This window comes from Acinetobacter sp. CIP A162 (genome assembly GCF_000367905.1).
GTDB lineage: Bacteria > Pseudomonadota > Gammaproteobacteria > Pseudomonadales > Moraxellaceae > Acinetobacter > Acinetobacter lwoffii.
The window spans coordinates 50,016-75,938 of sequence record NZ_KB849161.1; the positions used below are offsets into that span (position 1 = coordinate 50,016).

Annotated in this window: 25 protein-coding genes and 1 pseudogene; 2 read left to right on the forward strand and 24 right to left on the reverse strand. The window is 36.5% G+C overall.

Annotated elements, in window-relative coordinates:
* Positions 1-8 precede the first annotated feature (8 nt).
* The 4 genes from galU to F995_RS15115 are packed head-to-tail and all read right to left on the reverse strand — an operon-like array spanning position 9 to position 3,456.
* Positions 9-884: a UTP--glucose-1-phosphate uridylyltransferase GalU gene (gene galU, locus F995_RS15100; protein WP_004647633.1), complete on the reverse strand. Its 876-nt coding sequence runs from the start codon at positions 882-884 to the stop codon at positions 9-11.
* Between the two features lie 24 nt (positions 885-908).
* Positions 909-1,529, reverse strand: a complete 621-nt coding sequence (locus F995_RS15105) for a sugar transferase (RefSeq protein WP_004647634.1) — start codon at positions 1,527-1,529, stop codon at positions 909-911.
* A 17-nt stretch (positions 1,530-1,546) separates the two neighbouring features.
* The gene (locus F995_RS15110) at positions 1,547-2,380 is read right to left on the reverse strand and encodes a glycosyltransferase (RefSeq protein ID WP_004647635.1); all 834 of its coding nucleotides are present in this window, start codon (positions 2,378-2,380) and stop codon (positions 1,547-1,549) included.
* Positions 2,377-3,456, reverse strand: a complete 1,080-nt coding sequence (locus tag F995_RS15115; RefSeq protein WP_004647636.1) for a glycosyltransferase family 4 protein — start codon at positions 3,454-3,456, stop codon at positions 2,377-2,379. Before F995_RS15115 ends, F995_RS15110 begins: the two co-directional genes overlap by 4 nt.
* A gap of 162 nt (positions 3,457-3,618) precedes the next feature.
* On the opposite strand from F995_RS15115, the gene F995_RS15120 reads away from it, so the two are divergent.
* Entirely contained in the window at positions 3,619-4,446 is an 828-nt protein-coding gene (locus F995_RS15120) for a hypothetical protein (protein ID WP_130908669.1), read from the forward strand.
* Between the two features lie 65 nt (positions 4,447-4,511).
* On the opposite strand, the gene F995_RS15125 is transcribed toward F995_RS15120, so the two are convergent.
* The 20 genes from F995_RS15125 to tviB all read right to left on the reverse strand — a co-directional run bounded on the left by F995_RS15125 (position 4,512) and on the right by tviB (position 24,788).
* Positions 4,512-6,080, reverse strand: coding sequence for a hypothetical protein (locus tag F995_RS15125; RefSeq protein ID WP_004647639.1), 1,569 nt, complete (start codon positions 6,078-6,080; stop codon positions 4,512-4,514).
* A 2-nt stretch (positions 6,081-6,082) separates the two neighbouring features.
* Positions 6,083-6,451: an HAD family hydrolase gene (locus F995_RS15130; RefSeq protein WP_228127485.1), complete on the reverse strand. Its 369-nt coding sequence runs from the start codon at positions 6,449-6,451 to the stop codon at positions 6,083-6,085.
* Complete coding sequence (locus tag F995_RS15135) at positions 6,448-7,164, reverse strand: glycosyltransferase family 2 protein (protein ID WP_004647641.1); 717 nt, start codon at positions 7,162-7,164, stop codon at positions 6,448-6,450. Before F995_RS15135 ends, F995_RS15130 begins: the two co-directional genes overlap by 4 nt.
* 14 nt (positions 7,165-7,178) lie before the next feature.
* Complete coding sequence (locus F995_RS15140) at positions 7,179-8,228, reverse strand: EpsG family protein (RefSeq protein WP_004647642.1); 1,050 nt, start codon at positions 8,226-8,228, stop codon at positions 7,179-7,181.
* Entirely contained in the window at positions 8,225-9,307 is a 1,083-nt protein-coding gene (locus tag F995_RS15145) for a glycosyltransferase family 4 protein (RefSeq protein WP_004647643.1), read from the reverse strand. The genes F995_RS15140 and F995_RS15145 overlap by 4 nt, the downstream gene beginning before the upstream one ends.
* Positions 9,304-10,260: a glycosyltransferase gene (locus F995_RS15150; protein ID WP_004647644.1), complete on the reverse strand. Its 957-nt coding sequence runs from the start codon at positions 10,258-10,260 to the stop codon at positions 9,304-9,306. The genes F995_RS15145 and F995_RS15150 overlap by 4 nt, the downstream gene beginning before the upstream one ends.
* Positions 10,261-10,262: 2 nt before the next feature.
* Positions 10,263-11,531, reverse strand: coding sequence for an oligosaccharide flippase family protein (locus F995_RS15155; RefSeq protein WP_016806766.1), 1,269 nt, complete (start codon positions 11,529-11,531; stop codon positions 10,263-10,265).
* Positions 11,532-11,580: 49 nt separating this feature from the next.
* On the reverse strand, positions 11,581-13,425 hold the full coding sequence (locus F995_RS15160) for a polysaccharide biosynthesis protein (RefSeq protein WP_004647646.1): 1,845 nt from the start codon (positions 13,423-13,425) through the stop codon (positions 11,581-11,583).
* Positions 13,426-13,487: 62 nt separating this feature from the next.
* Entirely contained in the window at positions 13,488-14,657 is a 1,170-nt protein-coding gene (locus F995_RS15165) for a DegT/DnrJ/EryC1/StrS family aminotransferase (protein WP_004647647.1), read from the reverse strand.
* A 35-nt stretch (positions 14,658-14,692) separates the two neighbouring features.
* Positions 14,693-15,349 carry an acetyltransferase gene (locus F995_RS15170; protein ID WP_004647648.1) on the reverse strand — a complete coding sequence of 219 codons (657 nt, stop codon included), beginning with the start codon at positions 15,347-15,349 and terminating at the stop codon, positions 14,693-14,695.
* Positions 15,342-15,950 carry a sugar transferase gene (locus tag F995_RS15175; RefSeq protein WP_004647649.1) on the reverse strand — a complete coding sequence of 203 codons (609 nt, stop codon included), beginning with the start codon at positions 15,948-15,950 and terminating at the stop codon, positions 15,342-15,344. The genes F995_RS15170 and F995_RS15175 overlap by 8 nt, the downstream gene beginning before the upstream one ends.
* 154 nt (positions 15,951-16,104) lie before the next feature.
* Positions 16,105-16,644 (reverse strand): serine O-acetyltransferase, encoded by a 540-nt coding sequence (locus tag F995_RS15180; protein ID WP_004647650.1) that lies wholly within the window; start codon positions 16,642-16,644, stop codon positions 16,105-16,107.
* A gap of 32 nt (positions 16,645-16,676) precedes the next feature.
* Entirely contained in the window at positions 16,677-17,816 is a 1,140-nt protein-coding gene (locus F995_RS15185; RefSeq protein ID WP_004647651.1) for a glycosyltransferase family 4 protein, read from the reverse strand.
* Positions 17,813-18,907: a glycosyltransferase gene (locus F995_RS15190; RefSeq protein WP_004647652.1), complete on the reverse strand. Its 1,095-nt coding sequence runs from the start codon at positions 18,905-18,907 to the stop codon at positions 17,813-17,815. Before F995_RS15190 ends, F995_RS15185 begins: the two co-directional genes overlap by 4 nt.
* Positions 18,904-20,022 (reverse strand): glycosyltransferase, encoded by a 1,119-nt coding sequence (locus F995_RS15195; RefSeq protein ID WP_004647653.1) that lies wholly within the window; start codon positions 20,020-20,022, stop codon positions 18,904-18,906. Before F995_RS15195 ends, F995_RS15190 begins: the two co-directional genes overlap by 4 nt.
* 33 nt (positions 20,023-20,055) lie before the next feature.
* The gene (locus F995_RS15200; RefSeq protein WP_004647654.1) at positions 20,056-20,604 is read right to left on the reverse strand and encodes an acyltransferase; all 549 of its coding nucleotides are present in this window, start codon (positions 20,602-20,604) and stop codon (positions 20,056-20,058) included.
* A 94-nt stretch (positions 20,605-20,698) separates the two neighbouring features.
* Complete coding sequence (locus F995_RS15205) at positions 20,699-21,268, reverse strand: acyltransferase (protein ID WP_227554990.1); 570 nt, start codon at positions 21,266-21,268, stop codon at positions 20,699-20,701.
* Between the two features lie 23 nt (positions 21,269-21,291).
* Complete coding sequence (locus F995_RS15210; protein WP_228127486.1) at positions 21,292-22,392, reverse strand: lipopolysaccharide biosynthesis protein; 1,101 nt, start codon at positions 22,390-22,392, stop codon at positions 21,292-21,294.
* An 82-nt stretch (positions 22,393-22,474) separates the two neighbouring features.
* The gene (locus tag F995_RS15215) at positions 22,475-23,497 is read right to left on the reverse strand and encodes an NAD-dependent epimerase/dehydratase family protein (RefSeq protein ID WP_004647657.1); all 1,023 of its coding nucleotides are present in this window, start codon (positions 23,495-23,497) and stop codon (positions 22,475-22,477) included.
* 13 nt (positions 23,498-23,510) lie between these two features.
* A complete protein-coding gene (gene tviB / locus F995_RS15220) occupies positions 23,511-24,788 on the reverse strand; it encodes a Vi polysaccharide biosynthesis UDP-N-acetylglucosamine C-6 dehydrogenase TviB (protein ID WP_004647658.1) in 1,278 nt (425 codons plus the stop codon).
* Between the two features lie 200 nt (positions 24,789-24,988).
* On the opposite strand from tviB, the pseudogene F995_RS17025 reads away from it, so the two are divergent.
* A pseudogene (locus tag F995_RS17025) lies at positions 24,989-25,833 on the forward strand (IS3 family transposase); the annotation flags it as partial.
* Between the last annotated feature and the right edge of the window lie 90 nt (positions 25,834-25,923).

Consider the following 25,923-nt stretch of genomic DNA (forward strand, 5'->3'; position numbering starts at 1 on the left):
ATCTCTTTTTATAGTTTTAGTTCTTTGATCAGCGCTTTAAATTCTTCACCTAATTTTGGATGGTCTACGCCATAATGTAAAACTGCTTTGAGATAGCCCAATTTATTGCCGCAATCAAAGGTTTGCCCTTTCATGCGATAGGCTTCCACCGTATCGGTTGCTTGCAAAGCTGCAATTGCATCGGTCAACTGAATCTCATTACCTGCCCCTTTAGGCGTGTTCTCAAGTAATTGCATAATTTTGGCAGGTAAAATATACCGACCCACTACCGATAAATTTGATGGTGCAGTACCGAGGGCAGGTTTTTCCACGATACCTTGCATTTGAATACTATGCCCTTCGGCAGGTATAGAGGCAACATCCACAATACCGTATTGATCTACCAAATGATCAGGTACGGCCTCTACCATAATTTGTGATGCATGGCTTTCATCAAAACGTTGGATCATTAAACTCAAATCATTGGTTTCCGATGAGTCTTTTACAAGAACATCTGGTAATAGCACAGCAAAATCATCATCTCCCACAACATCTTTGGCACAGAGTACAGCATGCCCCAAACCCAGTGGCTGTGGTTGGCGCACGCTGATTACGCTCACATGTGGCGGTAAAATTTCGGTAATCTCTTTGAGTAAATCAAATTTCTTTTTATGTTCTAGAGTAGTTTCCAGCTCAAAATTTCGATCAAAGTAGTTTTCAATCGAAGCTTTGGAAGAATGGGTAACAAGAATAATCTGTTCAATGCCAGCAGCAACTGCTTCTTTCACGACATATTCAATCGCGGGTCGGTCAACTACTGTGACCATTTCTTTGGGAATAGACTTGCTCGCAGGTAAAAAACGTGTACCAAGGCCTGCGACTGGGAGAATGGCTTTTTTGATCATTACAAATAGTTCACTAATAAAAAATTATGACTTGATTTCATCTTTAATATTTTCAGGATCATTTCCTTGAAATAAAGAAGGGCCAACATGACCCGGTGCATTAATACCTTCTCGTTTGGTCATCACAGCGACTGTTTTGAACATGATTTTAAAGTCAACCAAAGTATTATGGTTATCTACATACCATACGTCGCATTTAAAACGTTCTTCATAATCAAGTTCATTTCGTCCACTTACCTGTGCTAGGCCAGTCATACCCGGTTTAACTTCCAGACGACGAGCTTGTTCTGGTGAATATAATGCTACAAAGTCTTTAAGCATAGGACGTGGACCAACAATACTCATATCTCCTTTTAAGACGTTTATGAGTTGTGGCATTTCATCTAAACTTGTAGAACGCAATTTTTGTCCAAAAGGTGTAATACGCTGTTCATCTGGTAATGGATTGCCTTCTTTATCCACTGCATCTTTCATCGACCGGAACTTAATCATTTTAAAAAGCTTGCCGTCCTTTCCTGGGCGTTCTTGCAGAAAAAAGATTGGAGAACCTAGATTTTTACGGACCTTAAAAGCAACCAAGCAAAAAATTGGTGATAAAAGGATGAGTGCTATTACTGAGATCAAAACATCAACTAAACGCTTCATAACTAAAATTACCACTCTTATTTATGAACTTTTTTTCGTAGAAAAGTATTATAAATTTTACCTAACAATGAACTAGGCATCAGCCTAAAAGCAGACCTTATTAGGAAGAGAATATTAGCATGTATTGGGTTTTGAATTTTGAGTTCTTTTTTTAAATTTAGTAATTGTTTTTCACTTTTAACATATTCGTAACCTTTACGACGAGCATGCATTCCATTACCAACACGTGCATACAATACAACATCCTCTAAATTAGCAACTTCATAACCAGCACCAATTATACGCAACCATAAGTTATAATCTTCCATAAATAAATGGTGTTGATATCCACCCAACTTCATAATCACACTTTTTTTGTAAGCCACTGTCATACGATTAAATGGACAACGGTTTTTAGCAAATTTTTTTATATCTTCGTGCGTTGTTGGTACAGTTTTGATAACTGCTGAATCATCAGGATTCTGATCAAACTCTAAAACTTGACCACCAAATAAAACTGTATCAGGATTTGACATTATAAAATCGACCTGTTTTTGGAATCGATCTGGTGTACAAATATCATCTGTATCCATACGAAAAACCCATTCATATGAACAATGTTTTAAACCTTCATTTAATGCTTTACCCAAACCAATATTTTTTTGAAGGGGAACAATTTTGAGTACTGATTCTATTTTATTTTGCCAAGTCGCTATACATTCTTGTAGCTCATAATCAACAGGACCATCTAAAACAATAACAATTTCATTAGGTTTTAAAATTTGGGTGCTCCAAATACTAACTAATGAACTGTCTAAAAAATCTTTTTTTTCCTTATAATATAAAGACATTAACACAGAAAAATTAATCATTTATTTCTCTTATAATTATATACATTGAAATATTGTTCAGCCATTTTCTCATCACTAATAAGATCAACTTGAGCACCATTTATCTCTGAAAATTTCATGCCACTCTCTAATATATTTTTTATAGGAGCCGTAGAATATGGAAATAAAGACATAATCTCTCTATGAGGCTCAATATCTGACAAATAAACAAAACAACCACAAGATATTGCTTCTAAAATAGCCAGAGGAAAACCTTCAGAGCTCGAATTGGATAGAGCAATATCAGCTAGTTGTAAGTAGAATTCTGGGTTAGGAACCTTTCCAACCATTTTGATATTATCTTCTCCTTCTATCTTTTGTTTACATAGCTTTTCATCTGGACCATCACCTAAAATTAGCAAAAACGAATTAGGATCTATTTGTAATTTTTCTTTAAAAATATCAATTAATTCAGGGACTTTTTTCATAGGCCATAAGGACCCACTATAAATATATACAATTTGATTATCTAAAAGATTTAACTCAACTCTTCTTCTTTTTTTCTCAAACTTAGATATCTTCAAAAACTTATTGATATTAATCCCATTATAAATTCGCAATGTACTCTCAGTGCCCAAATTATTATTTATTAAATTCTGATAAACACGATTTGAACAACCAACAACTTTATCAAAGAAATTTCTTAACAAAAAGTAGTGAAAATGAGAGAAAAAACTTCCTTTCCTTCCAAATGTAAAAAAATAATCTTCATGGATTATATTGTGGCTAGTAGATACTTTTAATAATCCTTTTATAGAGCTAAAAGCTAAAAATGAATCGGGGTAAAACCCATGAGAATGAACAACATCAATAGCATTTTCTCTTAAGATTTTTTGAAAATTAAAGTAACTTTTCAAATTTACACCTGAGAGTGAAATTACATTATCACCAATGACATTTTTAAAATTTTTTTTATATTCAGTTTCGTCGGATGCTCTAATTTCAACAACCCAAACACACATTTTCGATTTTTTAAAAAAATTGGACTCAACAAGGCTTAATACAACGTTAATTGGACCACAAGGCCTAATTTCAGGCACTAAAATTAACAAATTCATAAAAATTTAATAAAATATTAATTAGCATGCTATTCTAGTTGATTTCTTTGTTAAAAAAAAGTACTTTAAATTACATTATACCATTATTTGATCATTTAGTTGCAAAATATGACTTGTCTATTCAGCATAGCCGTACATGAAGAATATGATTGTGTTCTAGATATGATTCAGAATTTAAATTACTATGTTCCTGAATGCTACATAATATTACACATAAAACAAGATTTTGTTTTTGATGTAAAGAACTTTTCAAAATTTAGCAATGTATTTATTAATCCAGAAAAATTTATGACTGGTTATGTAGATGGCTCACTACTTTACGTTCATTTAAGTAATTTTTTACTCGCTGAAAAACTCTCTCTAAAATATCAATATTTTAGTATTTTTGGAAGTAACCAGCTATTTGTAAAAAAAGGTTATGAAAACTACATTAAACAGTACGATTGCTCTAAAGCCCAAATATGTACACAAAAAGATCTATATGGGAAAATGAATTACCAATACACTCGTTTCTTCTACGACTCTTCATTCCCTTACATCCCTAAAAACCATTCCTTCTGGTGTGCACCAGAAGGAACTTTTTATAAGTATAACTTATTATTAGAATTTATTGAAAAGTCCAATATCTTAGATTACTATAATATAAATAAAAAATTCTATTTGAAAAATAATTTTAAATATCGCGAATTCTTAAGAGATTTAAGTAAATTGTTTTCAAAACTTAAATTATTATTCCTCTTCCCTAAAGTATTATTAAAATATACATATGCAAATGAAGAAATTTTTTTTCCTAACATTAATCAGCTTTCAAAAAATTCTAATTTTGGTGATAACACTTGCTACATAAACTGGGAAAACAACCTTAATATTAGCATTACTGATATTAAAAATATTAGGGAGAATAATTCACATTTCTTTAGTGTCAAACGAGTTGACAGAAAATATAACGATCCTATAAGAAAATATATAAGAGAGACATCCACCTATTGATTGAATAAATATTTTGTCAACCTTTAAAATAAGTTTCCCAGACTTTGAGAAACTTATTCATTAAACTAATCTAAAACATAAAATTTATAGATTCTTATAGCATTTAAGAGCATTGCTTTTTGCCTATCTGCTCTATCAGAATGTAACGGCAACATTGAAAGAAATAATAGAACTACTAAAGGCATTATTTCCCTAACTGATACATGATCAATAAATACTCTATCCACGAAAAGTCTTTGAATATTCCTTAACCTTTCATCCAACTCGAACTCAATAACTTCATTATTTTTATTATTTCTTTTGATCTGATAACGCCCTGCTATAATAAAATCATACATCCCAAGGACTGAATGTGCTAATTTTGCTAAATCATATTTCTGATCACCATAAAATGTCATTTCATTTAATGAGTTGATACCTCTTGGATCAATTACTTTTATTCTTTGTGAACGTGAATCATATAAAATATTACTAAAACACAGGTCACCATGCATAATAGAATGAATTACAGGCAATTTATCTGTTCTATCTAAGCAATCCGAAACTATATCCTTTACCAAAAAAAAATCTTCATTAATTTCAAAACCATAGCTATTAAAATCTTCTCCAATACCATTTAAATATGTTGCTATTCGCTTAATACTTTTATCGAAATATAATCTTCTAGTTTCTTCTTCAATTTCAATAATATTTATTTTTTTTAATTCTTCTGCATTTAGCACTGAATCTTTAAAATAGTTATTCAACAAATCAAATTGCATGGACCAAAAAAAAATGGAATTTCTTCCATGCACATATATCTCATTTAAAGGGAGAAATGATAAATATTCCATTGCATAATATGGTGTATCTTTATCATTACGACCAGATTCAATTATTTGAGGAGTATACTTTTTTAATCTACTTGGTATATCACTCAACCAATGTGCTTCTGCAATTATTTTGATTGAGGGGTTTCCACTTTTATATAATATACCATCTTCAATTTTTATAGAGTTAAATGATCTTTGTGTAGTAATTTTGGATCTTGAAACAAAGTAAGTATTTATATGCCCTAAATCATACCACTCCTTACTCTCAAGATTGTTTGTAACAATAACTTCTCCATATAAATGAATTGCTTTAATAAAATCACCATTAGATAAAGATAAACTACGAAGGAGTATATTTTTATCAGAAAATGTAAAGAAACCAGCCCAAACCAAATTGCTACTCTTCTCTAAATCATGAATAACTGTTTCCCAATTATAATCCGTTGAAGCTCTGGCTACTGAAATTACATCTAATTGATTAGGAAGGTCATAAATTAAAGTATCGCCATGCAGGATTCTGATATTTTTTTCATATGATTCAAACATATTTATCGCATAAATTAAGGCATTTGCTAGAGAAAAATTATCTGGTATAAATACTGTATCTATATCTAACTCATTAATTAAAGACTTCTCACCTAATGTTAACTTATAACTTAATGGTAATGTTACTATAATACGCTCATTTTCAAATTTCCTTAATAGTTTAACTTGATGTTGGATTAGCTTTTGATTTCCTAAGGGTAACATACACGGAGGAATAGCCCCTAATTCACTTTGGAATTCAGGTATAACATAAGCAGCGGAATTAATAATAATCATTATTATAAACCTAATAGTTCATTTATTTCTTCATGGGATAATTTAACAAATTCATCTGGTCTTATTGCTTTATCATCTACATAAAAACCTTCAAATCCACACCACGGCTTACCCGTATATATTTCATCATATGGAATATGGTTTTTATTCAACCAATCAATGATAATTGGCAATGTATTTGCATTAATTTTCCCAATAGAACCCTCATAAGTTCTCATATTTCGACTTGTATTGATAACTATCTCAAAACCTTTATCTTTAAACTCAACCATCTTATTAATAACAGCTTTATCTGGAATAGAGTTTGAATAATCTCCACCAACAGTTGTGCAAATGGTATCATCTAAATCCATTATTAAACGCTTCATCATATCGTCCATTTTTTCTTTAACATTTCATATTCTGCAGGTGTCCCACAAAATTCTATTTGATTAAGCTGAATTTGATCATATTTGATTCTAAGGCCAGCTTGGATTAAATCATTATAAAGTGGAGCAATATAAAACTCTCCTTTCACTTGGTTATTATTTTGTACTGCAACTTCAAATAACTGACAGAATTGTTTTTGGCTTTTAAAATAATACAAACCATCGCTACATAAATCAGAAATTCGATCTTTTTCAGTTGTACGTAAAACACTAAAATTATTGCCTGGCTCTATAAATGACCAATGCTCACCTTCAGCTGAAAATACCTCTAAATACCCATCACATTCATTTATAAATAAGGGTTTTTTATAATTATAACGAATAGTATCAATATTAAAAATAGTAATTCCAAAATCATGACTGTAGTTTTTTAGTGCTAAATAAGCTGTTTCAGCTTGACCCCTAGTATCTTCTTCTAGCACTAAAATCGAATATCTCTTAATACCTAATTCATTAACTTTTTGTTCAACAAATGCTTTAGCTTCACTATCTGGACGTAAAATAAATAAAAAACTTTCATCATTAAAATAGTATTCAAATGAACAGACAGCATATTCAAAAATAGTTTTACCATTTATTTCTAACATGTATTTAGGAAGACTATACCCAGCCTTGGAAAAACGACTACTTAAACCAGCCATTGTAATTAAAATCATATATTCTCCAAATATTAATATAATGGTATCAAATATAGTTTAACAAAATCTTGAAAATCAATCTGAAAAAAGTAAGCAGGAATAAAAAGTCCCAAAATATATAATAAAATTAAAATATTTGAAAAACTCTTACTAAAGCTTTTAAAAACTAAATAAACAATTAAAAACAATTCAGCAATTGTGAATGGCGTTGTTAATCGCCCACTCAATATATCTATCTCTAACATACCAAATTTCATCCCTATGCCAGCCGTAAGTGATAAGAATAGGAATTTATATTTTATATTCACACCATTAAAATTTTTAAAAAATAAATAAAATATAAATATATAGCAAACTATCATTCGTATATTATTAAATCCAAAAATTGAAACCTGGTTCCCAAAATCAGAATTCAAGTATCCCTCAACAGCCTCAGAACTAGCAATTAGAAAATTTATAAGAAAATATTTTGAAAGAAAGAAAGCTACAATTAAACCAAGAAGTGAAATTATAAAGAAACCAACTTTATTTAAATTAACAAAAATCTTAAAACATATTAAAACCAATAGAAAAAAAGCTACGGGCAGGAAAGCTGTTTGATGAATAGACAGAGATAAAGCAAACAGAAATATTGATATAAAAAATTTTTTATCAAAAAAAATTAAAGCAGCATATAAATATAAAAAAGTGCTCAGCGCCTGCCTAATTTGCATAAACTGTTGAAAAATAAAAAACCCACTTAATATATAAATTAATACTAGTAGCAATGAGTTTAATTTTAAATTTATCGAAATTTTTATATATAAAAAAAATATTATAAATGAAACTATAGAAAATAAAAAAAATGATGAACTTGAAAAAAAATGTATTATTTTTAAAAAATACCCAAAACCAATTTCCATGCGGGTATCTTCATAAAAACTAGCCGCATCAAAAAAATCATAATATGGTATTAGCTTAAATACATTATAATATACTTGAGTATCATTTGTTTGTCCTCTACCGCCAATAATTAGCACTAGAAAAAAAACTAAAATCCAAGTGTATACATTTTCTTTTCTTGCAATAAATATGTTTTTCATTTATCACCTAAAACTTCAACCCATTGAGAAATCAAGCTATCCAATTCAAACCGTTTAATATTTAGAAAAGAATTATTGCAGACCTCCTGAAATTGATCTTTTTGTATCATAATCATCTCAATTAAAGCATCTGCCAGTTTTAGTGTATCATAACACTCGACTAAAATCCCATTATAGCCTTGTTTGATAACTTCTGCCGGGCCTGTGTCACAATTAAAAGAAACTATTGGTAAACCATAAGCCTGAGCTTCAAGTAAAACCATAGGCAGCCCTTCAAATCTGGAACTCATACAATAAAATGATGCTTTTCTATAAAAAGATTCAATCTCTTTTGTTGGTCCAAAAAAATTTATATTACTTTCCAAATTTAGCTCTTGAACCTTTTGCTTAAGTTGAAGCTCATCTTCGCCACTTCCAACTATAACCAATTGCCACTCTGGATGTTTTTCGCACACAAGTGCCCAAGCTTCAATTAAATAATCGAATCCCTTTTGATAAGTTAAACGACCTATTGAAAGAACTGTTTTGAAGCTTTGTTGTGGTTCATTTACAATACTCTCATATGGTGTAGGATTAGGTATTGCAATCATATTAGTATTGATTACTTTTAATTTTTCTTTCCATAGCTCTTTATCTCTTTCTGTCAGAGTTACAACTACATCTGCATACCTTGCAGCCAATATCCGCCCTATCCCTCTAAAAGCAACACCTAAATCTTCATTAAAATTAAAATGCTCCCAACAAATATGCCGTACTGGCAATCCTATTTTTGCAATAGTTGAAAAAACACATAAAATGCTATCAACATCTATAATTGTAGAAATGGAATTACTTTTAATATAATTTCTTAAACCACATATAATTTTAAAAAAATTTTTTTTTGTTGAATGTGGGGGCAAGTTTAATGTATAAATTTTTATTTCTTTATTTATTTCAAATTTTACTTTATTACCTCCGATTAGATTAAAAAAGCATACATCATATCCTAGTTCAGTTAACTTATTGGCAAGCATAATTGAAACACGTTCAGTTCCCCCAGTGCTTTCTATACAACTTGTTAAAAAACAAATTTTTTTCACAATGTATTTCCTTTTAAAACAACTAGAATAGCAATGTATAATATACCAAAATTATAAAATAATTTATTTCCTCTCATCAAAAGTTTTTTATTTACATGTGTCAAATCTACATTTGAATATTGTTTAAATAAATCACTAAAATTCTTTCTCTTCACCAAAAAAACAAGATACTTTACAACCATTGAAATATATGCAGCAGAATACAATTCATCATCTTGTAACCTATTCAAGTAAACTAAAACAATATTATGATAACTATTCTTAATTTTTTCTAAATTTTCTGCACTCTTCCCTTTTAAGCTTCCATTATTATTATCCCTGTAAAAGTATAGACGATTATCTATAAAATGTATTTTTTCTGCCTTAAAAAATATTTTTGGTATTAAATCAGCATCTTCAAAATAGAAACCTTCTGGAAATTTTTCATTTAGAAAGAGGCTTGTTCTATAAACATTCATCCATGGAAACCAAGCACACTTACTAAACAGTTCCAACATAAGTGATTTATTATTATAAAAACTCCCTACTGCTTCAATACCTACATTAAAATCATATTTATTATTAATGTTATTTTCAAACTTGAATGACTTAAATTGAATTATATCTACTTCTTCATCTAACAACACATTAAATATTGTGGAGAAATACTCCATCGAAATCAAATCATCTGAATCTAAAAAAGCAATATATTCTCCTTGCGCTATTTTAATTCCATTATTTCTAGCAACACTTTGCCCTTGATTTTCTTGATCAATGAATACGAACTGCTTACAAAAAATTGAATATTTCTCCAAAATATAATTTCGAGCTAAAAACATTGAATTATCAGGTGTTCCATCATTAACAAGTATGACTTCCACACCTTCAATTAATTGACAACAAATACTTTGCAAACAATCAACAATATAACTTTCTACTTTATATATTGGAATAATAACACTCAACTTAACCATTATTATTTCTCATTTCTATATGTTGATAATAAAAAAATACGCTTTTGAGTATCAAGTATCATTCCCTCGCGATAAAAATAGTTAAATACAGTATAAGACATGATTTCTGTAATCAAAATTGCAATAATCGCTCCTTTTAGCCCCCATAAATGAACAAATAGCGCTGTTAGAACAAGATTAAAAGCAACTAGATATAGTGTCTTTTTCTTTAAATAATCATATGCATTAAATTTCAATAAATACTTTTCTGCGACAGTAGATAAACCCGAAAATAGCGTAACCACGACAGTAAACAGTAAAATTTCATCAACACTTACATACTCAGCCCCATATAGCCACTGAACAATATAATGTCCTGTCACAGCAAAAAAAGCCATTACGGCTAAGCAAATAGCAACAATCATTACACTTAACTTTGCAACCATTTTTTGGCTTTGCTCGAAGTCTTTTTCTATATAAATTTGAGTAAAATAAGATGAAATAATAGCAACGAGCACAAAGTAAAAACTATTACCCAAAGTCATTGCTACAGTATAAATCCCAAGGTCATACTGAGATTTCAAACCAAGAAATAACTGTGATGTCTTTGTAAATACTGCAACTGACAAAGAATAAAAAATAAGTTTACGACCAATACCAAGCATAAATTTACGATATCTATTTACTCGCTCTTTTGTAACATAAACTTTTTCCAATTTAACTTTATTAAATAAATATTTTCGAATAAAAAAAGGTATTATAGTAATTAGAATAATCGGTACACTTAATAGTTCAACAGCGAGTTGAAATTTTGCAATAAAATAGCGTACAAGCAAAGAGATCATTAGAGCAAAAATATTACAATATGCATTAATCTTAGATTGCAAAATAGCATTAAAGTAAATAATGTATACATCATGAACTGCAAAATATATCGCAATACTCGTAGCGACAGAAAAGATAAACGTAAGCTGATCAGCAAAAAAATAAATATAAACTAAAGTAAGCAAAGATAAAGAAACATACATAAAATCACGAATAATTTTAGTTGAATCAATAATATATTCACCAAACCGTCGATCTTTGGCTGTTTTTTGAAAAATAATATTTTCTGAACCAAACATTGCAATCGTTTGAATAATTGCAAAAATCGAACTAGCGAAAGTTAACTTTCCAAAATTTTCTGGTCCAATATATTTAGCTACAAATGAAGTCACAAATATAAGACCAAATATCGAGACCAACTTTTCAGACATCATCCAAAGTGAGTTAGAAAATATTTTTTTTGACATTATTTATGTTCTGCATCTAATAAAGGGCTTTTTTTTCATAAAATTCATATTAATGTCTAAACCCATCAACATAGTGTTTCAATCGACCAAACAAGTCACTCAAATTTTCATGTTGAGAGTATTTTTCAAACTGAATAAAAGTGTCATGCATTTCAGCATAGGTAAAAAACTTCTCGAAAGACTTTAATATCCGTTCATGATCTGTTTTTTGTACATTTTCCGCATCAATCAACAACTCTTCATATAGTTTTTCACTCGGACGTAAACCTGTAAATTGTATCTCAATATCACCTATACCATTTTCATCTATTGCTCGAAAACCACTCAAACGAATCATTTGTTTAGCTAAGTCTACTATTTTAACTGGCTCACCCATATCCAATAAAAATACATCACCACCAGTCCCCATCGCACCCGCCTGAATTACCAATTGCGCAGCTTCAGGAATGGTCATAAAGTAACGAGTGACCTCTGGGTGCGTTACTGTAACAGGCCCGCCTTGAGCAATCTGCTTTTTAAACAAAGGGACGACAGAACCTGACGAACCAAGTACATTGCCAAAGCGCACAATACTAATTTGAGTTTTTGGATTCGTCGACGCTAGGCCCTGACAATACAATTCTGCCATACGTTTGGACGCACCCATAACATTGGTTGGACGTACCGCTTTATCTGTTGAAATTAAAACGAAGGTTTCAACATTTTGATTCACCGCTGCATCTACACTACGCTGTGTGCCAATGGACGTATTATAAATACCTTCAAATGGGTTTGCTTCAACAAGTGGCACATGTTTATAGGCTGCAGCGTGATAAACCGTTTGCACTTTGTACTCTTGAATAATACGTTCTAATTTTTGCTGATTGGTGACAGAACCCAGCACTGGAATAATTTGTATATCAGAAGCCTGCAATTCACGGTCGATTGAATACAAAGCAAATTCAGACATTTCAAACAGCACCAGCATTTTAGGCTGATGCTTCACAATCTGACGACATAACTCAGAACCAATTGAACCGCCCGCCCCTGTCACCATGACCACTTTATTTTTAATATTTTTTTCTAACAGTTCAGGTTTCGGCGGTACAGGATCACGGCCCAATAGGTCAATAATATCTACCTCACGGATATCTGAAACTTTAACTTGACCATCGACCAGTTGGGTTACCCCTGGCAGTTCCATAATTTTGACATCTGCCGTATCAAAAGACTCAATAATCTCTTTTTTACGCGCACGTCCAACAGAGGGCATGGCAAGTAATACTTCTTCAATGCCAAATTTACCCGACTTGGCAGCTGCACGATGTGGGGCGTAAATTTTTAAACCACTCAGTGACTGACCTTGTAAGGAGCGCTTATCGTCAATAAAACACACAGGTAAATAATCATCTGAACGGTTTAAAGCTGCGGCAATTTGCTGACCTGCCAGCCCTGCGCCATAAATCGCCACACGTTTACGGCTTTGCTTTTTAGCAAAAGTTTTAAGAGTAGCGTAGCGAATGACGGCACGGCTCCACCACATGTATGAAAACAGCATAAAGCCATACATCAGTGGAATACTCATGGGAATAAATGCAACATTCAATTTTTTAATCGTATATAAGGCCACGATTTGAATAAATGTTCCGATTAAAATCCGCAGTAAATAGTCTTCATTAAATGAACGTACAATCGCACGGTAAATACCGAGCAATGCAAAAATAGCAATTCCATAAATACCGACATAGATATACCAAGCATCCAGTCCTTGCATGACCTGAACATTGGGACGTGCCAAACGTATGGCATATGCCAGCCACATCATTAACGGTAAAACACAGATATCCATCAGCACCAAAACGATTTGTTTTTGGCGACGCGGTAATGATGCTATAGAACGGATAATGTCTTTCACAAGATGCTCAAATGGGGGTCAATAAAGCGGATGAGAGCGCATATTATACGCGATTTTCTAGTTTAGATTTTTGCGATCACTGCTTGAATCGCATCCACGGTTTTTTGCAGGCTGTGCTCAGACAATGTTGGGTGTACAAGGAACATTAAGCTTGTTGTACCGAGCTGTTTAGCGTGCGGTAAAGACTGCGCAGGACGCCAAGGTGTACCATCAAATGCTTTTTCTAAATACACTTCTGAACACGAGCCGCTAAAACAAGGCACATTCAATGCATTGATTTCTGCCATAATGCGATCACGCGACCAGTCTTCAGGCAAGGCTGAAGTATTCACTTGCACATAGCATTTATAGGCTGCATGCACATAATCGTTTGATGGTTTTGCTACAGTAAAATACGGACTATTTTCAAACGCCGCTTGGATACGCGCCATATTGGCATTACGTTTTGCAGTCCATTCTGGCATTTGTTTGAGCTGTAAACGGCCAATGACCGCCTGCATTTCCATCATGCGCCAGTTGGTGCCAAATGAGTCATGCAGCCAGCGGAATCCCGGCGGATGTTGCTTGTTATACACGCTATCAAAGTTTTTGCCGTGATCTTTGTACGACCACATTGTTTTCCAAAGATCTTCATCATTGGTGGTGACCATGCCGCCTTCACCACCTGTGGTCATGATCTTGTCCTGACAGAAGGACCATGCACCAATATGACCGATTGAACCTGCTGATTTGCCTTTGTACTTTGCACCATGTGCTTGAGCACAATCTTCAATCACGAAGATGCCTTTTTCCTCAGCCAACTGCATGATCGGATCCATATCACACATCCAGCCTGCCAAATGTACACAAATAATCGCTTTGGTATTCGGCGTAATCACTGCTTCAATGGTACAGCGTGAGATATTTTGTGAATCCAGCTCTACATCAGTAAAAATAGGATTGGCACCTGCAGTCACAATCGAGCTTGCCGAAGCTAAAAACGTACGTGAGGTAACAATCACATCATCGCCTGCGCCAATATCTAAGGCTTTGAGTGCTACATCCAGCGCAACTGTACCATTGGCCACGGCAACTGCATGCTTGGTTCCTGCAAACTGTGCAAATTCCTTTTCAAATTCACGGCATTCTTGACCAGTCCAATAATTCACCTTATTAGATAAAAGGACTTTTGATACCGCATCGGCTTCTGCTTGAGTAAAGCTTGGCCAAGGTTCAAATGCACTGTTTAACATGGAGTTTTCCTAGTCCCAAAATCGAGTTTAAAAATCTATTTTTTCGTCACAATACGGGCAGGATTTCCCACCACTGTTGCGCCTGCAGGCACACTTTTAGTGACAACAGCGCCCATACCCACAACCGCACCTGCGCCAATGATGAGTGGCTGATCGGGTGTACCCTGCTTAATCATCGCACCCGCGCCAATATAGGCATGCGCGTGTATATGAATATTGCCGTTGCATTTTACGCCTGGCGCGAAAGTAACGAAATCCCCAATCACACAATCATGTTCAACATAACTGTATAAATTGGCTTGAAAACACTTACCGATTCTGACATTTGAGCCAATGGTGACAAATGGACTTAAAGCAGAGCCTTCATCGAGCTCAAGCTGATCCATTAGAACTACATTGTCCGCGATGATCGACCAAAGCTGAATGCCATCCATCTTTAAACGCTGAGCGATCTTTTCTCGTACATGACTATTGGCAATGGCAATTTGTACGTATTTTTCTGAAGCCGTTTCATTTAAAAATGCGAGGTAATTCATGGCACGATGAGCGTTTACTTCTGCAACCGATTCCAAGGCATCATCAATAAATACGATTTCTGAAGCATCGCTTTCACGTGCTAATTGCTGACGTGCAACAGGCATTAAACTGCGCCCGCAGCCTGAAGCGCCATAAATTGCATAGAGCTTAGTCATCTTTAGGCTCCGAAGTACCCGTAAATTTACTTATGGTCGCTTCACCTTCGGCACTAATATCATCTTTAGACAATACTTTTTGTACCGTTTTCAGCATGATTTTAAAATCGAGCCATAATGAACGGTTTTCGACATACCATGTGTCTAGCTCAAATTTCTTTTCCCATGAAATGGCATTGCGGCCATTCACTTGAGCATACCCTGTGATGCCCGGACGCACGTTATGACGTTTGGCTTGTTGCTCATTATAGAGGGGTAAATATTCCATCAGCAGTGGTCGTGGTCCGACAATACTCATCTCGCCTTTAAGCACATTCCACAGTTCAGGCATTTCATCCAAACTGCTGGAACGCAGCATTTGACCAAAGGGTGTTAAACGCTCACTGTCAGGCAAGGAATGACCTTGTGCATCAACCGCATCTTTCATACTGCGGAATTTGATCATTTCAAAAGGTTTGCCATTGAGCCCCGGACGCACCTGACAGAACAACACGGGTGAACCCAAATTTTTTCGCACCTTATATGCCACAAAAGCATATACAGGAGACAGCAGCACCAGCGCAGATGATGCAATCACGATATCCAATAAGCGCTTTAACATGGTTCACTCTTGAGGTTAGATAAAATGGCGGAGTCAATATTCATTTCTAGCAATGATTATACCCTGTCCAAAGCCATCAGATTTGTAAAATATTTCAACGGTCAAAGGGACTCAAGTATTCCCCATTCTAAAAGCTGTCACACCATATATCCGTTTAGAAATCTGTCCAACGACGATTGACTGCCTGACCCGGATTATTCATGCTGATCACCTTCGCATAGTTTCCCACCGCAGTTGCATTTTCAGGAATATCTTTCGTCACAACGCTTCCTGCACCTATAGTGGCATTATTGCCAATTTTGACATGCTCAATGATGCAGACATTGGGCCCAATATAAACATTATCGCCAATTTCTGCGGCTTGACGGCCGCCATTTGCACCAATGGTGGTAAATTGCGATAAATTCACATTATTGCCAATCACAGTTGTCGGATTAACGACCAACGGCCCGCCATGCCCAATAAACAAGCCGTAGCCAATTTGAGTCGTGGTATGAATATCAATGCCGTACTGCTTTTTTTTATAATAATAAATAGGATAAGCCAACTTTGCCCATACAGTTTTTGAACTGGCTAAACGCAGCCAAAATGAAAAATTAAAACCGCGATTGAAAAAATAAGTTTTCAAAAAAGTTTTAAAACTGACATGACTGGTATAACGGTATAAATCACTTTTTATATATTTTAAGGTCATCTGGATCGCCTCTAAAATTGGGTAAATCGCCTTTAATGAATATCCATTTCAGCCAGCATGTGCTTATTCACTTGATGCACATCATATTTATTCAGCGCAATTTCTCGCGAACGCTGTCCCATATGCTCAATCAGTTTTGGATCCTCAATAAAGTATTGCATGCATTGCACCAAATCATCTACAGACTTCACTCCGACCAAATAACCATTCACACCGTGCGATACCGTTTCACGGCAGCCCGGTGCATCGGTGGTAATAATCGCCCGTCCCATAGCCATCGCCTCTAATACCGTACGTGGCGTGCCTTCACGGTAGGAGGGCAACACATACACTGAGCATGCTGCAATTGCAGGACGGACATCACTGAGCTTGCCCCAATATTTGAGGCGACCATCTGCAATCCAAGTATCGAGTTCGGCTTGCGAAATCGCAGATGGATTATCATCAATCCAACCGACCAAATGAAACTCAGCTTCAGGATATTGTGCTTTGATGATACGTGCCGATTCAGCATATTCACGCACACCTTTATCCCCCAAAAGCCGTGCAATGAGCAAGAATGAGGCTTTGACCACGCCTGCATCATCTTTCGGTAAAGGCATGACATCAAAGTCTTGTACATTTACCCCTGAACCATTCACTACTACAGTGGGTTTATTGGCATCAAGCAAATGCATGTCTTGGAAAAGCTTTAAATCATCAGGGTTTTGGAAAAAGACTTTGTCGCTACGTTTGAGCGCTTGCGCATATAAGCCATGCACCAGCTTTTGAAACAGACTACGCTTGCCAGATTCCACATTTTGAAAGGCATAACCTAGACCAGTAATTAAAGCAAAACGATGCGGTACTTTCGCCAGCCATGACGCGAGCGTGCCATAAATCACAGGTTTAATAGTATAGGACAGCACATACTCAGGCTGAATTTGACGAATTTGCCGATAGATATGTTTTAACAGTTTTAAATCCGCCAGCGGATTGGTGCCAGTGCGCTGCATGGGAATTTCATGCAGATGATAGCCAAGGGCTTGCAGTTTTTGCTGTTCTTCGGGGAATGATGCGAATTCAGGCACCATGATGTGAATTTCATAGCCGTGCGCAGAAATCGCTTCTAATAACTTGCCACGAAAATTGAGTACCGATGGCAAAAAACTGCTGATCATTAAAAATTTCATGCCTGTTGGCTCCACACCTGCATATATTGACTACTCACAGTGTCAATACTGAAATTCTGCTCTACCCGTTCACGCGTCGCCTGTTTTAAGCTTTGTTTTTCTGCTTCTGATTTTTGTGTATAGGCTAAAATGGCATCCGCCAAAGCTTGCGCATTACGTGGTGGAACGATACTTCCTAAATCCTGCACAATATATTTGGCATCGCCCACATCGGTGCTGATACAAGGCAAACCTGATGCCATGGCTTCGACCAACACATTCGGAAAACCTTCGGTAATCGAAGTCATCAGAAAAGCATCAATCGATTGATAAAAAGCAGGCATATCTGAGATTTGATCAAGCAAATGCACTTTTTCGGCATCTAACTGATACTGCTCGAATAAAGCTTTCACTTCAGGATTTTCTAGGCTTGCACCACCACCTGCAATTTTAAAAATGATGTTTTCATTTTTCAGCAAGCCAATGGTTTCAAACAAATAGGGATAGCCTTTGGCTATGTGATAGCGCCCTGCAAAACCAATCACGGTTGGTTCATGCAATTGAAGATTGGGCTGAAATTTATCTAAAAACACGCCATTGGCAATCACTTGACTATTGCCATTTTTAAAGCCAAAGGCCTGATGCTGCTGCATAGACGAATGCGCACAATAAATAATAGCACTGGCTTGTTGGGACAGTATTTTGCTTATGCCCAAGGCAATCTTGGTACTGATCGATTCATCTTTGGGAGAAGCAAGCGAATGATGAATACCCCAAACTACTTTTGGTTTTTGGGCTAAACCAATAATACTGAGACTGGTCAACACATTGGCATGGTACATCCAGCATTGCAACGTTGCAGGCTGTAGTTTTTTAAGCAATGTACGCAGTTTGCTTACCGTACCCAATGTGTTTATGCCATTCCAATCCAGTGCATAATGCGCCTGACAACGATCTAAAGTACTTTGATACACCTCTGATGTTTTCATTAAAGCAATGATCACGTGCTGATACTGATCTTCTGTAAATTGGATCAGGCGGGCCAACATCATCTCTGCACCCCCCACGCCCGCAAAGTTGGTAATCACATGCACCATCGACGGTTTGCTCATGCTGCAGACTCCATCATACGCAAATACTGCTTAAGTACGGTTTGCTTATGAAACTGCTGAATATGCGCTTCAAAATCAGCTTCTTGATATTGCACATAATCTGCAAAAATTGCCTGTTGCATGGCTTGCATCAAGCCAACTTGATCATTGCATTCGATTAATAAGCCAAATTTTGCATGGTCTAAAATTTCCATTGGTCCACTTGGGCAATCGGTACTGACCACCTTCACTTTAGAAGCCAGTGCCTGAATCAGTACCCCAGGTAAACCTTCCCAATTTGAACTTAAAACAAATAGCGATGCATATTTAAAATAAGCGTATGGATTAGCATCAAAGCCCGGTAAATCCACCACGTCTTTTAAACCCAAGTCCGCCACTAGCTCCTCAAACTCTGCACGCAGTTCACCCTCACCTAAAATCAATAATCGGGTTTCAGGATGCTGATCATGCAAGGCTTTAAAGGAGCGGATCAGAAAACCAAAGTTCTTTGCTTCAGTGAGACGCCCCACTGCCAAAATCACTTTATGGTCATTATTAAAAAAGCGATGTGTGACTGGCGCTTTGAGTTTTCCAAAATAGGCATCGTCCAATACAGGGTTATAAATGGTACTCAAATTATTATTTTTATAGCCATAATATTCACGAAAATCAGCTTCTACCCCTTTAGAAACACAGACCACTTGCTGTGCCATGGGGTAGGTCCAATTCACCAAAGTTTTCAGCACAAATTTAGCAATGCCTTGCAACTTTATATTTTTTGACGGCGTAGATACTTCACGGAAGATCAAACGTGTTGCAACACCTGAGAGTTTTTTCGCAACCCCTGCCACAATATGGGTATGGGTTTGCGTGGCCACTAAGCAATCATATTGCTCAGCTTTCATTTTTATTTTTAAAGGCGTGATGCTATTCATCACCCGACCGCAATTAAAATTGACCAATTCAATTTTAGAACTCACTTCGGGTAACAGCTTGGCTTTATCGCCATTCAGGTCACATACGCCTAAATGAATTTTAAGTCCTTGTTCAGCAAAACTGTTCGCCAGTTGAATGACCGTACGTTCTGCACCGCCACCGCCCAAGCTTGGCAAAAAGAACATGACTTTATTCAACATATGCAGACCTAAACTTTATGAAATGGGAGAATATTAAAGATGGTTTTTTGAGGCTTGAATCGACATGGCACGTTCCACACGGGCACGGTAATCGGTGATGCCAACCAAGTCGCTATCACTGGCACAGATGCTTTGAATTTTGGCTTGATAATCAGCAAAGTTCGACACCACTTTGGCAGGTACACCAATCACCACGCTATGGTCAGGAATATCTTTGGTCACCACCGAACCTGCACCAATCACGACATTTGAGCCAATGCTCACGCCCGGCATAATAATGCTATTCACACCAATAAAGACATGCGAACCCACTTGAATCGGGGCAAAGCGTTGATAGCGTTTCCCTTGCTCATCTTTGACTAAACAGGTACTGCCATCATGGGTAATAAATTTCACGCCTGAAGTCACCGTGACATGATCACCAATTGAGACTAAAAACGGTTCTGAGCCCCAATTTTTAATATAAATTCGGCAGTTTTCACCAATTTTCACCCCCTTTTTACGTGCATATGCCACACTGCCCTTTGCCATAAAATAAGCAAGATCAAACAGCTGTCGAAAAGCAGAAACCATAAATGCCATACGCATGACCTATGTCAGGATCAGAAAATCAAAAGGGAGAAAATTAAGCTGAATATTTTACGCTGAAAATATGTTTTACGATATGCATAGCACTTTACACAGATTTGATTTTTTTGGCTGGAATACCGACATACACCCCTGATTCAGGCAAAGGTTTAGACACCAAACTACAAGCACCAATCACGCTATCATCGGCAATAGTTACACCATCAAGTACCGTAACTCGTGCACCAAGCCAAATATTTTTCCCTAAACTCACGCCCTGCTTGGTAATCGCATCTTTCACCAACAGATCAGGCTCACCAAATTTATGATTGCTCGCAATAATAATGCTTTGCGTGCCAATACGGGTGTTATCACCAATGGTCACACCTCCACAACCATTGATATACGACTTGGAATTAATGCTGACATCTTTACCAATTGAAACCTTACCACCGAAGCATTTGATATAGCAGTTTTCACCAATAAAACTGTTGTCGGCAATCTCAAGCACCGCACCATTTTCAACAATTAAGCTGACATGATCACCAATATAGACATTGTTGCCAATCTGCATTTTTCCACGAATATCGACGGTACAACCTTTGCCGAAATAGCGAAACTTAGTGCCAAAGGCCATGTTGTACATCACTTTACGGCACTGTGAAGCAAACCAATTCATGTATTTTAAGATTTTAAAAAACATCAGTTTTTGTTTCTCCACACTACATATAAAATGGCAAAGTTATAGAAAATTAATGCCACAGGCACCGCAAGTAACATATACACTTTATCAGCAAAGACAGCATAGAAGCCTGCAAATAAAGCGAACTTAATGATGAGTTCTACGATTTGCAACTTAAATAACACTTGGCTGTTGCGCTTAGCAATCAGAAAAGCCGAGCTTGGTGGATTACAGAAAATCGCCCAATAGCCCAAAGCTAAAATTTGGAAATAGCTCGAAATACCCACCCATTCACTGCCAAAAACCCATAAATATAAAAATTCAGGCAGAATGAAGAAAATGGCAAATAAAGGTAGTGAAACCAGACTAAGCAGTACACTCGCCTTTAAGACATTTTGATTGGATTCGGTGTTTTTAAATTTGCGAATAAAGAACTGACGCAAGGTTTGCGAAATCAGATTGATCGGTACACGCAAAGTCCGTTCGACAATGGCATAGAAACCCATCGCCTGTACACCGACAAAATGCGACACAACATAGTAGGGCAAGTTATGCGAAAAACTATTCAGCAACGCATGTGGTGTATTGGCATAAATAAAATCTTTGTAATGTTTAAATACCTGCCAACTCACTTGATACAATTGATGTTTCAGTAAATAGATCAGCACCGCCACAATCATGATAATGGAGCTGACGTTGTAGCTATTGACCAAACTAATTTGCATCACTAGTGGTAAAGAGAGTTGAACCGCCACGACGATTGCACTTCTAAAAATATTTAAGCCTGCGCAGAAATATTCTTGATGTGCTGAAAAGTGATAATTATACAGACTTTGAATCAGCGTATTTGCAAGTATGCCTGTCGCCACTGCACCTGCCATTTCAATATTTAAAATAAAGCTGATAACGATGCCACTAACAACAGCAATAACAGTTGAGAACACCGACCCTTCAAAAATCAGGCTTTTTTTATCCTGTTCCTCAGCGACCAATAAAGCTTGATCTAGGCGTAAATTGGCAATAGTAGATAAAACACTGACAAGCGCCAAGACAATGCCATACGCACCAAAGTCCGCAACAGAATACAGGCGTGTTAAAACAGGAAGTGCGATAAATGTCATTATCGCACCTGCCAGTAAACTTAATGTGATCAGCCCAATCGACTGATACTTTGCGAAGAGTTTCGCAATCATCTGTTTAAGATCATTCTAAGTTGTTCACATACCAACGCATCGCCAGTTGAATGCCTTCGGCAATTTCAAACTTAGGTGCATAACCTAAGTGTTGCTGAATTTTAGCAATACTGGCTTGTGAATGACGCACATCCCCTGCACGGAAATCACGGTACACAGGATCACGCTCAAACTGCACATCATTTTCCGCAAGCGCAGATTGAATGGCACGATATAAGTCATTCAATGTGGTACGGTCACCGACTGCGACGTTATAGACCTGATTTTTAGCCTCGTCCGATGCCGTTGCCGCCAAAATATTGGCTTGCACGGTATTATCGATAAAGCAAAAATCACGACTGGTTTCACCATCACCATTGATGAAAACATCTTCGCCAGCAATCATGGAAGCCGTCCATTTTGGAATCACCGCTGCATAAGCACCATTTGGATCTTGGCGTTTGCCAAAGACATTAAAGTAACGCAGACCAATCGCCTTAAAACCGTAGCTACGTGCAAACACATCGGCATATAACTCATTGACATACTTAGTCACAGCATAGGGAGACAATGGATTGCCAATATTCTCTTCGATTTTTGGCAATGCAGGATGATCACCATAGGTCGAACTGCTGGCCGCATAGGTAAAGCTGGCAACACCTGCATCACGTGCCGCAGTCAGCATATTTAAAAAACCGCTGATATTGGTGTCATTGGTGGTGATGGGGTCGGCAATCGAGCGCGGTACTGAACCGAGTGCGGCTTGATGCAGTAAATAATCCACACCTGTACAGGCTTTTTGGCAATCTGCAAACTGACGAATATCACCTTCAATAAAGCGGAATTTCGACCATTGTTCAGCAGACACCAAGCTTTTTACTTCATCTAGGTTATGCTGATGACCAGTAGCGAAGTTATCTAAACCCACCACAGTTTGATCAAGCTTCAGTAAAGTTTCTAGAAGATTGGATCCGATAAAACCAGCAACACCTGTCACGAGCCAGGTTTTCGGCTGAGCTTGCAGTTGCTCACATACCTGTTGATATTGATGCATGGGGTATGTCCTATTATAAACGAAGGTCAGATTCAGACCGACTCAATACATATTTCAAGTCATATAATACGTGATTGGCTTTACCCAGTGCACGGATAGCTTCTGCACCCATCTCTTTAAATTGCTCATGTGCAACCGCCAAAATCACAGCATCGTATTGACCATTTTCCAGTGCCTCGACAGGGGTAATCCCATATTCATGCTCCGCATCTGATACATTCACCCATGGGTCATAGACATCAGCTTGAATATGATAATCCTGAAGCTCATGAACAATATCAATGATTTTGGTATTACGAATATCCGGGCAGTTTTCTTTAAAACTTAAACCAAGGACTAAAACTTTAGCACCTTCAACCTGAATCTTTTTCTTGATCATGGCTTTAACAAGCTGAGTCATCACATAAGCCCCCATATCATCATTAAGACGACGACCCGCCAAAATAATTTCAGGATGATAACCAATCGACTGCGCTTTATGGGTTAGGTAGTATGGATCGACGCCAATACAGTGTCCCCCCACAAGACCAGGACGGAATGGCAAGAAGTTCCATTTCGTCCCTGCCGCTTGAAGTACTGCTTCGGTGTCGATCTCCATTTTATTAAAGATCACAGCCAGTTCATTGATCAGGGCAATGTTAACGTCACGCTGGGTGTTTTCAATCACTTTTGCCGCTTCAGCGACTTTAATGGTTGGTGCCTTATGTGTGCCTGCTTCAATGATCAAGTTATAGACTTCATCGACAAAATCAGCAACTTCTGGAGTGGAGCCTGAAGTAATTTTAAGAATATTGGTCACACGGTGAAGTTTATCACCTGGGTTAATCCGCTCAGGGCTATAACCTGCAAAGAAGTCTTGGTTAAATGTCAAACCTGACACCTGCTCAAGCACAGGGATACAGACTTCTTCTGTTGCACCTGGGTAAACAGTTGATTCGTAAACTACGATATCACCTTTTTTCAATACATTACCAATACTTTGAGATGCTTTTACTAGTGGCATTAAATCAGGTTGTTTAAATTTATCAATTGGTGTTGGCACAGTCACAATAAAGAAATTACAATCTTTTAAATCTTCTAAATTTGAGCTGTAATCCAGCTGTGTCGATAGAGCGAGTTCTTCAAGAGAGACTTCCAATGTATGGTCTTTACCAGATTTGAGTTCATCAATACGTTTTTGATAAATATCAAAGCCCACAACCGGAACTTTTTTACCAAATTCAACAGCTAGCGGTAGACCGACATAGCCTAATCCAATAATGGCAACTTTCACTTCCGAGAGCTTTAGCATCAATCTAAACCTTGAATTTTGATGAATCTAACAATATAAACTAAAGTGATAAATGGAATCACTTTACTGAGTATTTTATTATACTTTTATTTAAGAAAGTGAATAACCACCAAAATTCTGAACACACATACCGTCTTTTTGGACTGCTCCCAGTATCCTAGACAAATTTCGTCTATTCTTTTTGCATAGGAGAGAACCTGATGAGTGGGCAAAGATATACCCCAGAATTTAAAGATGAAGCTGTTAAATGGATTACTGAACATGGATATTCTGTCACTAATGTAGCAGAGCGTTTAGGTGTATCACAGCACAGCATTTATAAATGGCTAAAGGCGGTACAGCCTTTACGTAACAACTCTGATGAACATGAACTACTCGAAGCAAAGAAAGAAATCCTACGTCTTAAAAGTCAGCTTAAACAGACTGAAGAGGAACGGGATATCTTAAAAAAGGCCGCAAGGTACTTTGCAAGCCTGCCCGAGTGAAGTATCAGTTTATCCTGGAATACAGCCATCAATTTAAGATTAAAACGATGTGTCGGGTCCTTAAGATCGCTCGTGCTGGTTACTATGCCTGGTTACATGGACTCGAATCAGGCAGGACTATTGAAGATAAGCGGTTATTACAGCTCATCCGTTCTTCTTATGAGGCCAGTTATGGCATCTATGGTTATCGTCGCATTACGCTGGATCTAAAAGAATTGGGTGAAAGCTGCGGGTCTAATCGTGTGCTGAAGATCATGAAGAACAATGGTATTGCCGCTGTTCGAGGATATAAGAAGCATAAAAGCTATGGTCGTGGTCGTCGTCATATTGTGCCACCCAATCACTTAAATCGAGAGTTTATTGTAAACACATCTGATACTTTACGAAACAGTGTTTCTCAGGTGACTGATATTACCTACATCCGTACTTGGCAAGGCTGGTTATATCTGGCTGTAGTTCTTGATTTATATTCAAGGAAAGTCATCGGTTGGTCAATGAAACCTACGCTTGCCAAGGATATTGTTTTGGATGCACTTCTTATGGAGGTATGGCGACGCAGAGCCAGTGATCCAGTGATCCAGTGATCCAGTGATCCAGTGATCCAGTGATCCAGTGATCCAGTGATCCAGTGATCCAGTGATCCAGTGATC

Coding starts and splice junctions, on each gene's coding strand:
- F995_RS15135 (WP_004647641.1), bottom strand. CDS start 7,164: ATGATTTTAATTACAATGGCTGGTTTAAGTAGTCGTTTTTCCAAGGCT.
- F995_RS15125 (WP_004647639.1), bottom strand. CDS start 6,080: ATGATTATTATTAATTCCGCTGCTTATGTTATACCTGAATTCCAAAGT.
- F995_RS15115 (WP_004647636.1), bottom strand. CDS start 3,456: ATGAATTTGTTAATTTTAGTGCCTGAAATTAGGCCTTGTGGTCCAATT.
- F995_RS15215 (WP_004647657.1), bottom strand. CDS start 23,497: ATGCATCAATATCAACAGGTATGTGAGCAACTGCAAGCTCAGCCGAAA.
- F995_RS15140 (WP_004647642.1), bottom strand. CDS start 8,228: ATGAAAAACATATTTATTGCAAGAAAAGAAAATGTATACACTTGGATT.
- F995_RS15105 (WP_004647634.1), bottom strand. CDS start 1,529: ATGAAGCGTTTAGTTGATGTTTTGATCTCAGTAATAGCACTCATCCTT.
- F995_RS15185 (WP_004647651.1), bottom strand. CDS start 17,816: ATGAAATTTTTAATGATCAGCAGTTTTTTGCCATCGGTACTCAATTTT.
- F995_RS15110 (WP_004647635.1), bottom strand. CDS start 2,380: ATGATTAATTTTTCTGTGTTAATGTCTTTATATTATAAGGAAAAAAAA.
- galU (WP_004647633.1), bottom strand. CDS start 884: ATGATCAAAAAAGCCATTCTCCCAGTCGCAGGCCTTGGTACACGTTTT.
- tviB (WP_004647658.1), bottom strand. CDS start 24,788: ATGCTAAAGCTCTCGGAAGTGAAAGTTGCCATTATTGGATTAGGCTAT.
- F995_RS15190 (WP_004647652.1), bottom strand. CDS start 18,907: ATGAGCAAACCGTCGATGGTGCATGTGATTACCAACTTTGCGGGCGTG.
- F995_RS15130 (WP_228127485.1), bottom strand. CDS start 6,451: ATGATGAAGCGTTTAATAATGGATTTAGATGATACCATTTGCACAACT.
- F995_RS15150 (WP_004647644.1), bottom strand. CDS start 10,260: ATGGTTAAGTTGAGTGTTATTATTCCAATATATAAAGTAGAAAGTTAT.
- F995_RS15200 (WP_004647654.1), bottom strand. CDS start 20,604: ATGGCATTTATGGTTTCTGCTTTTCGACAGCTGTTTGATCTTGCTTAT.
- F995_RS15180 (WP_004647650.1), bottom strand. CDS start 16,644: ATGACCTTAAAATATATAAAAAGTGATTTATACCGTTATACCAGTCAT.
- F995_RS15195 (WP_004647653.1), bottom strand. CDS start 20,022: ATGTTGAATAAAGTCATGTTCTTTTTGCCAAGCTTGGGCGGTGGCGGT.
- F995_RS15165 (WP_004647647.1), bottom strand. CDS start 14,657: ATGTTAAACAGTGCATTTGAACCTTGGCCAAGCTTTACTCAAGCAGAA.
- F995_RS15120 (WP_130908669.1), top strand. CDS start 3,619: ATGATTCAGAATTTAAATTACTATGTTCCTGAATGCTACATAATATTA.
- F995_RS15205 (WP_227554990.1), bottom strand. CDS start 21,268: ATGAATTGGTTTGCTTCACAGTGCCGTAAAGTGATGTACAACATGGCC.
- F995_RS15155 (WP_016806766.1), bottom strand. CDS start 11,531: ATGTCAAAAAAAATATTTTCTAACTCACTTTGGATGATGTCTGAAAAG.
- F995_RS15175 (WP_004647649.1), bottom strand. CDS start 15,950: ATGTTAAAGCGCTTATTGGATATCGTGATTGCATCATCTGCGCTGGTG.
- F995_RS15210 (WP_228127486.1), bottom strand. CDS start 22,392: ATGACATTTATCGCACTTCCTGTTTTAACACGCCTGTATTCTGTTGCG.
- F995_RS15170 (WP_004647648.1), bottom strand. CDS start 15,349: ATGACTAAGCTCTATGCAATTTATGGCGCTTCAGGCTGCGGGCGCAGT.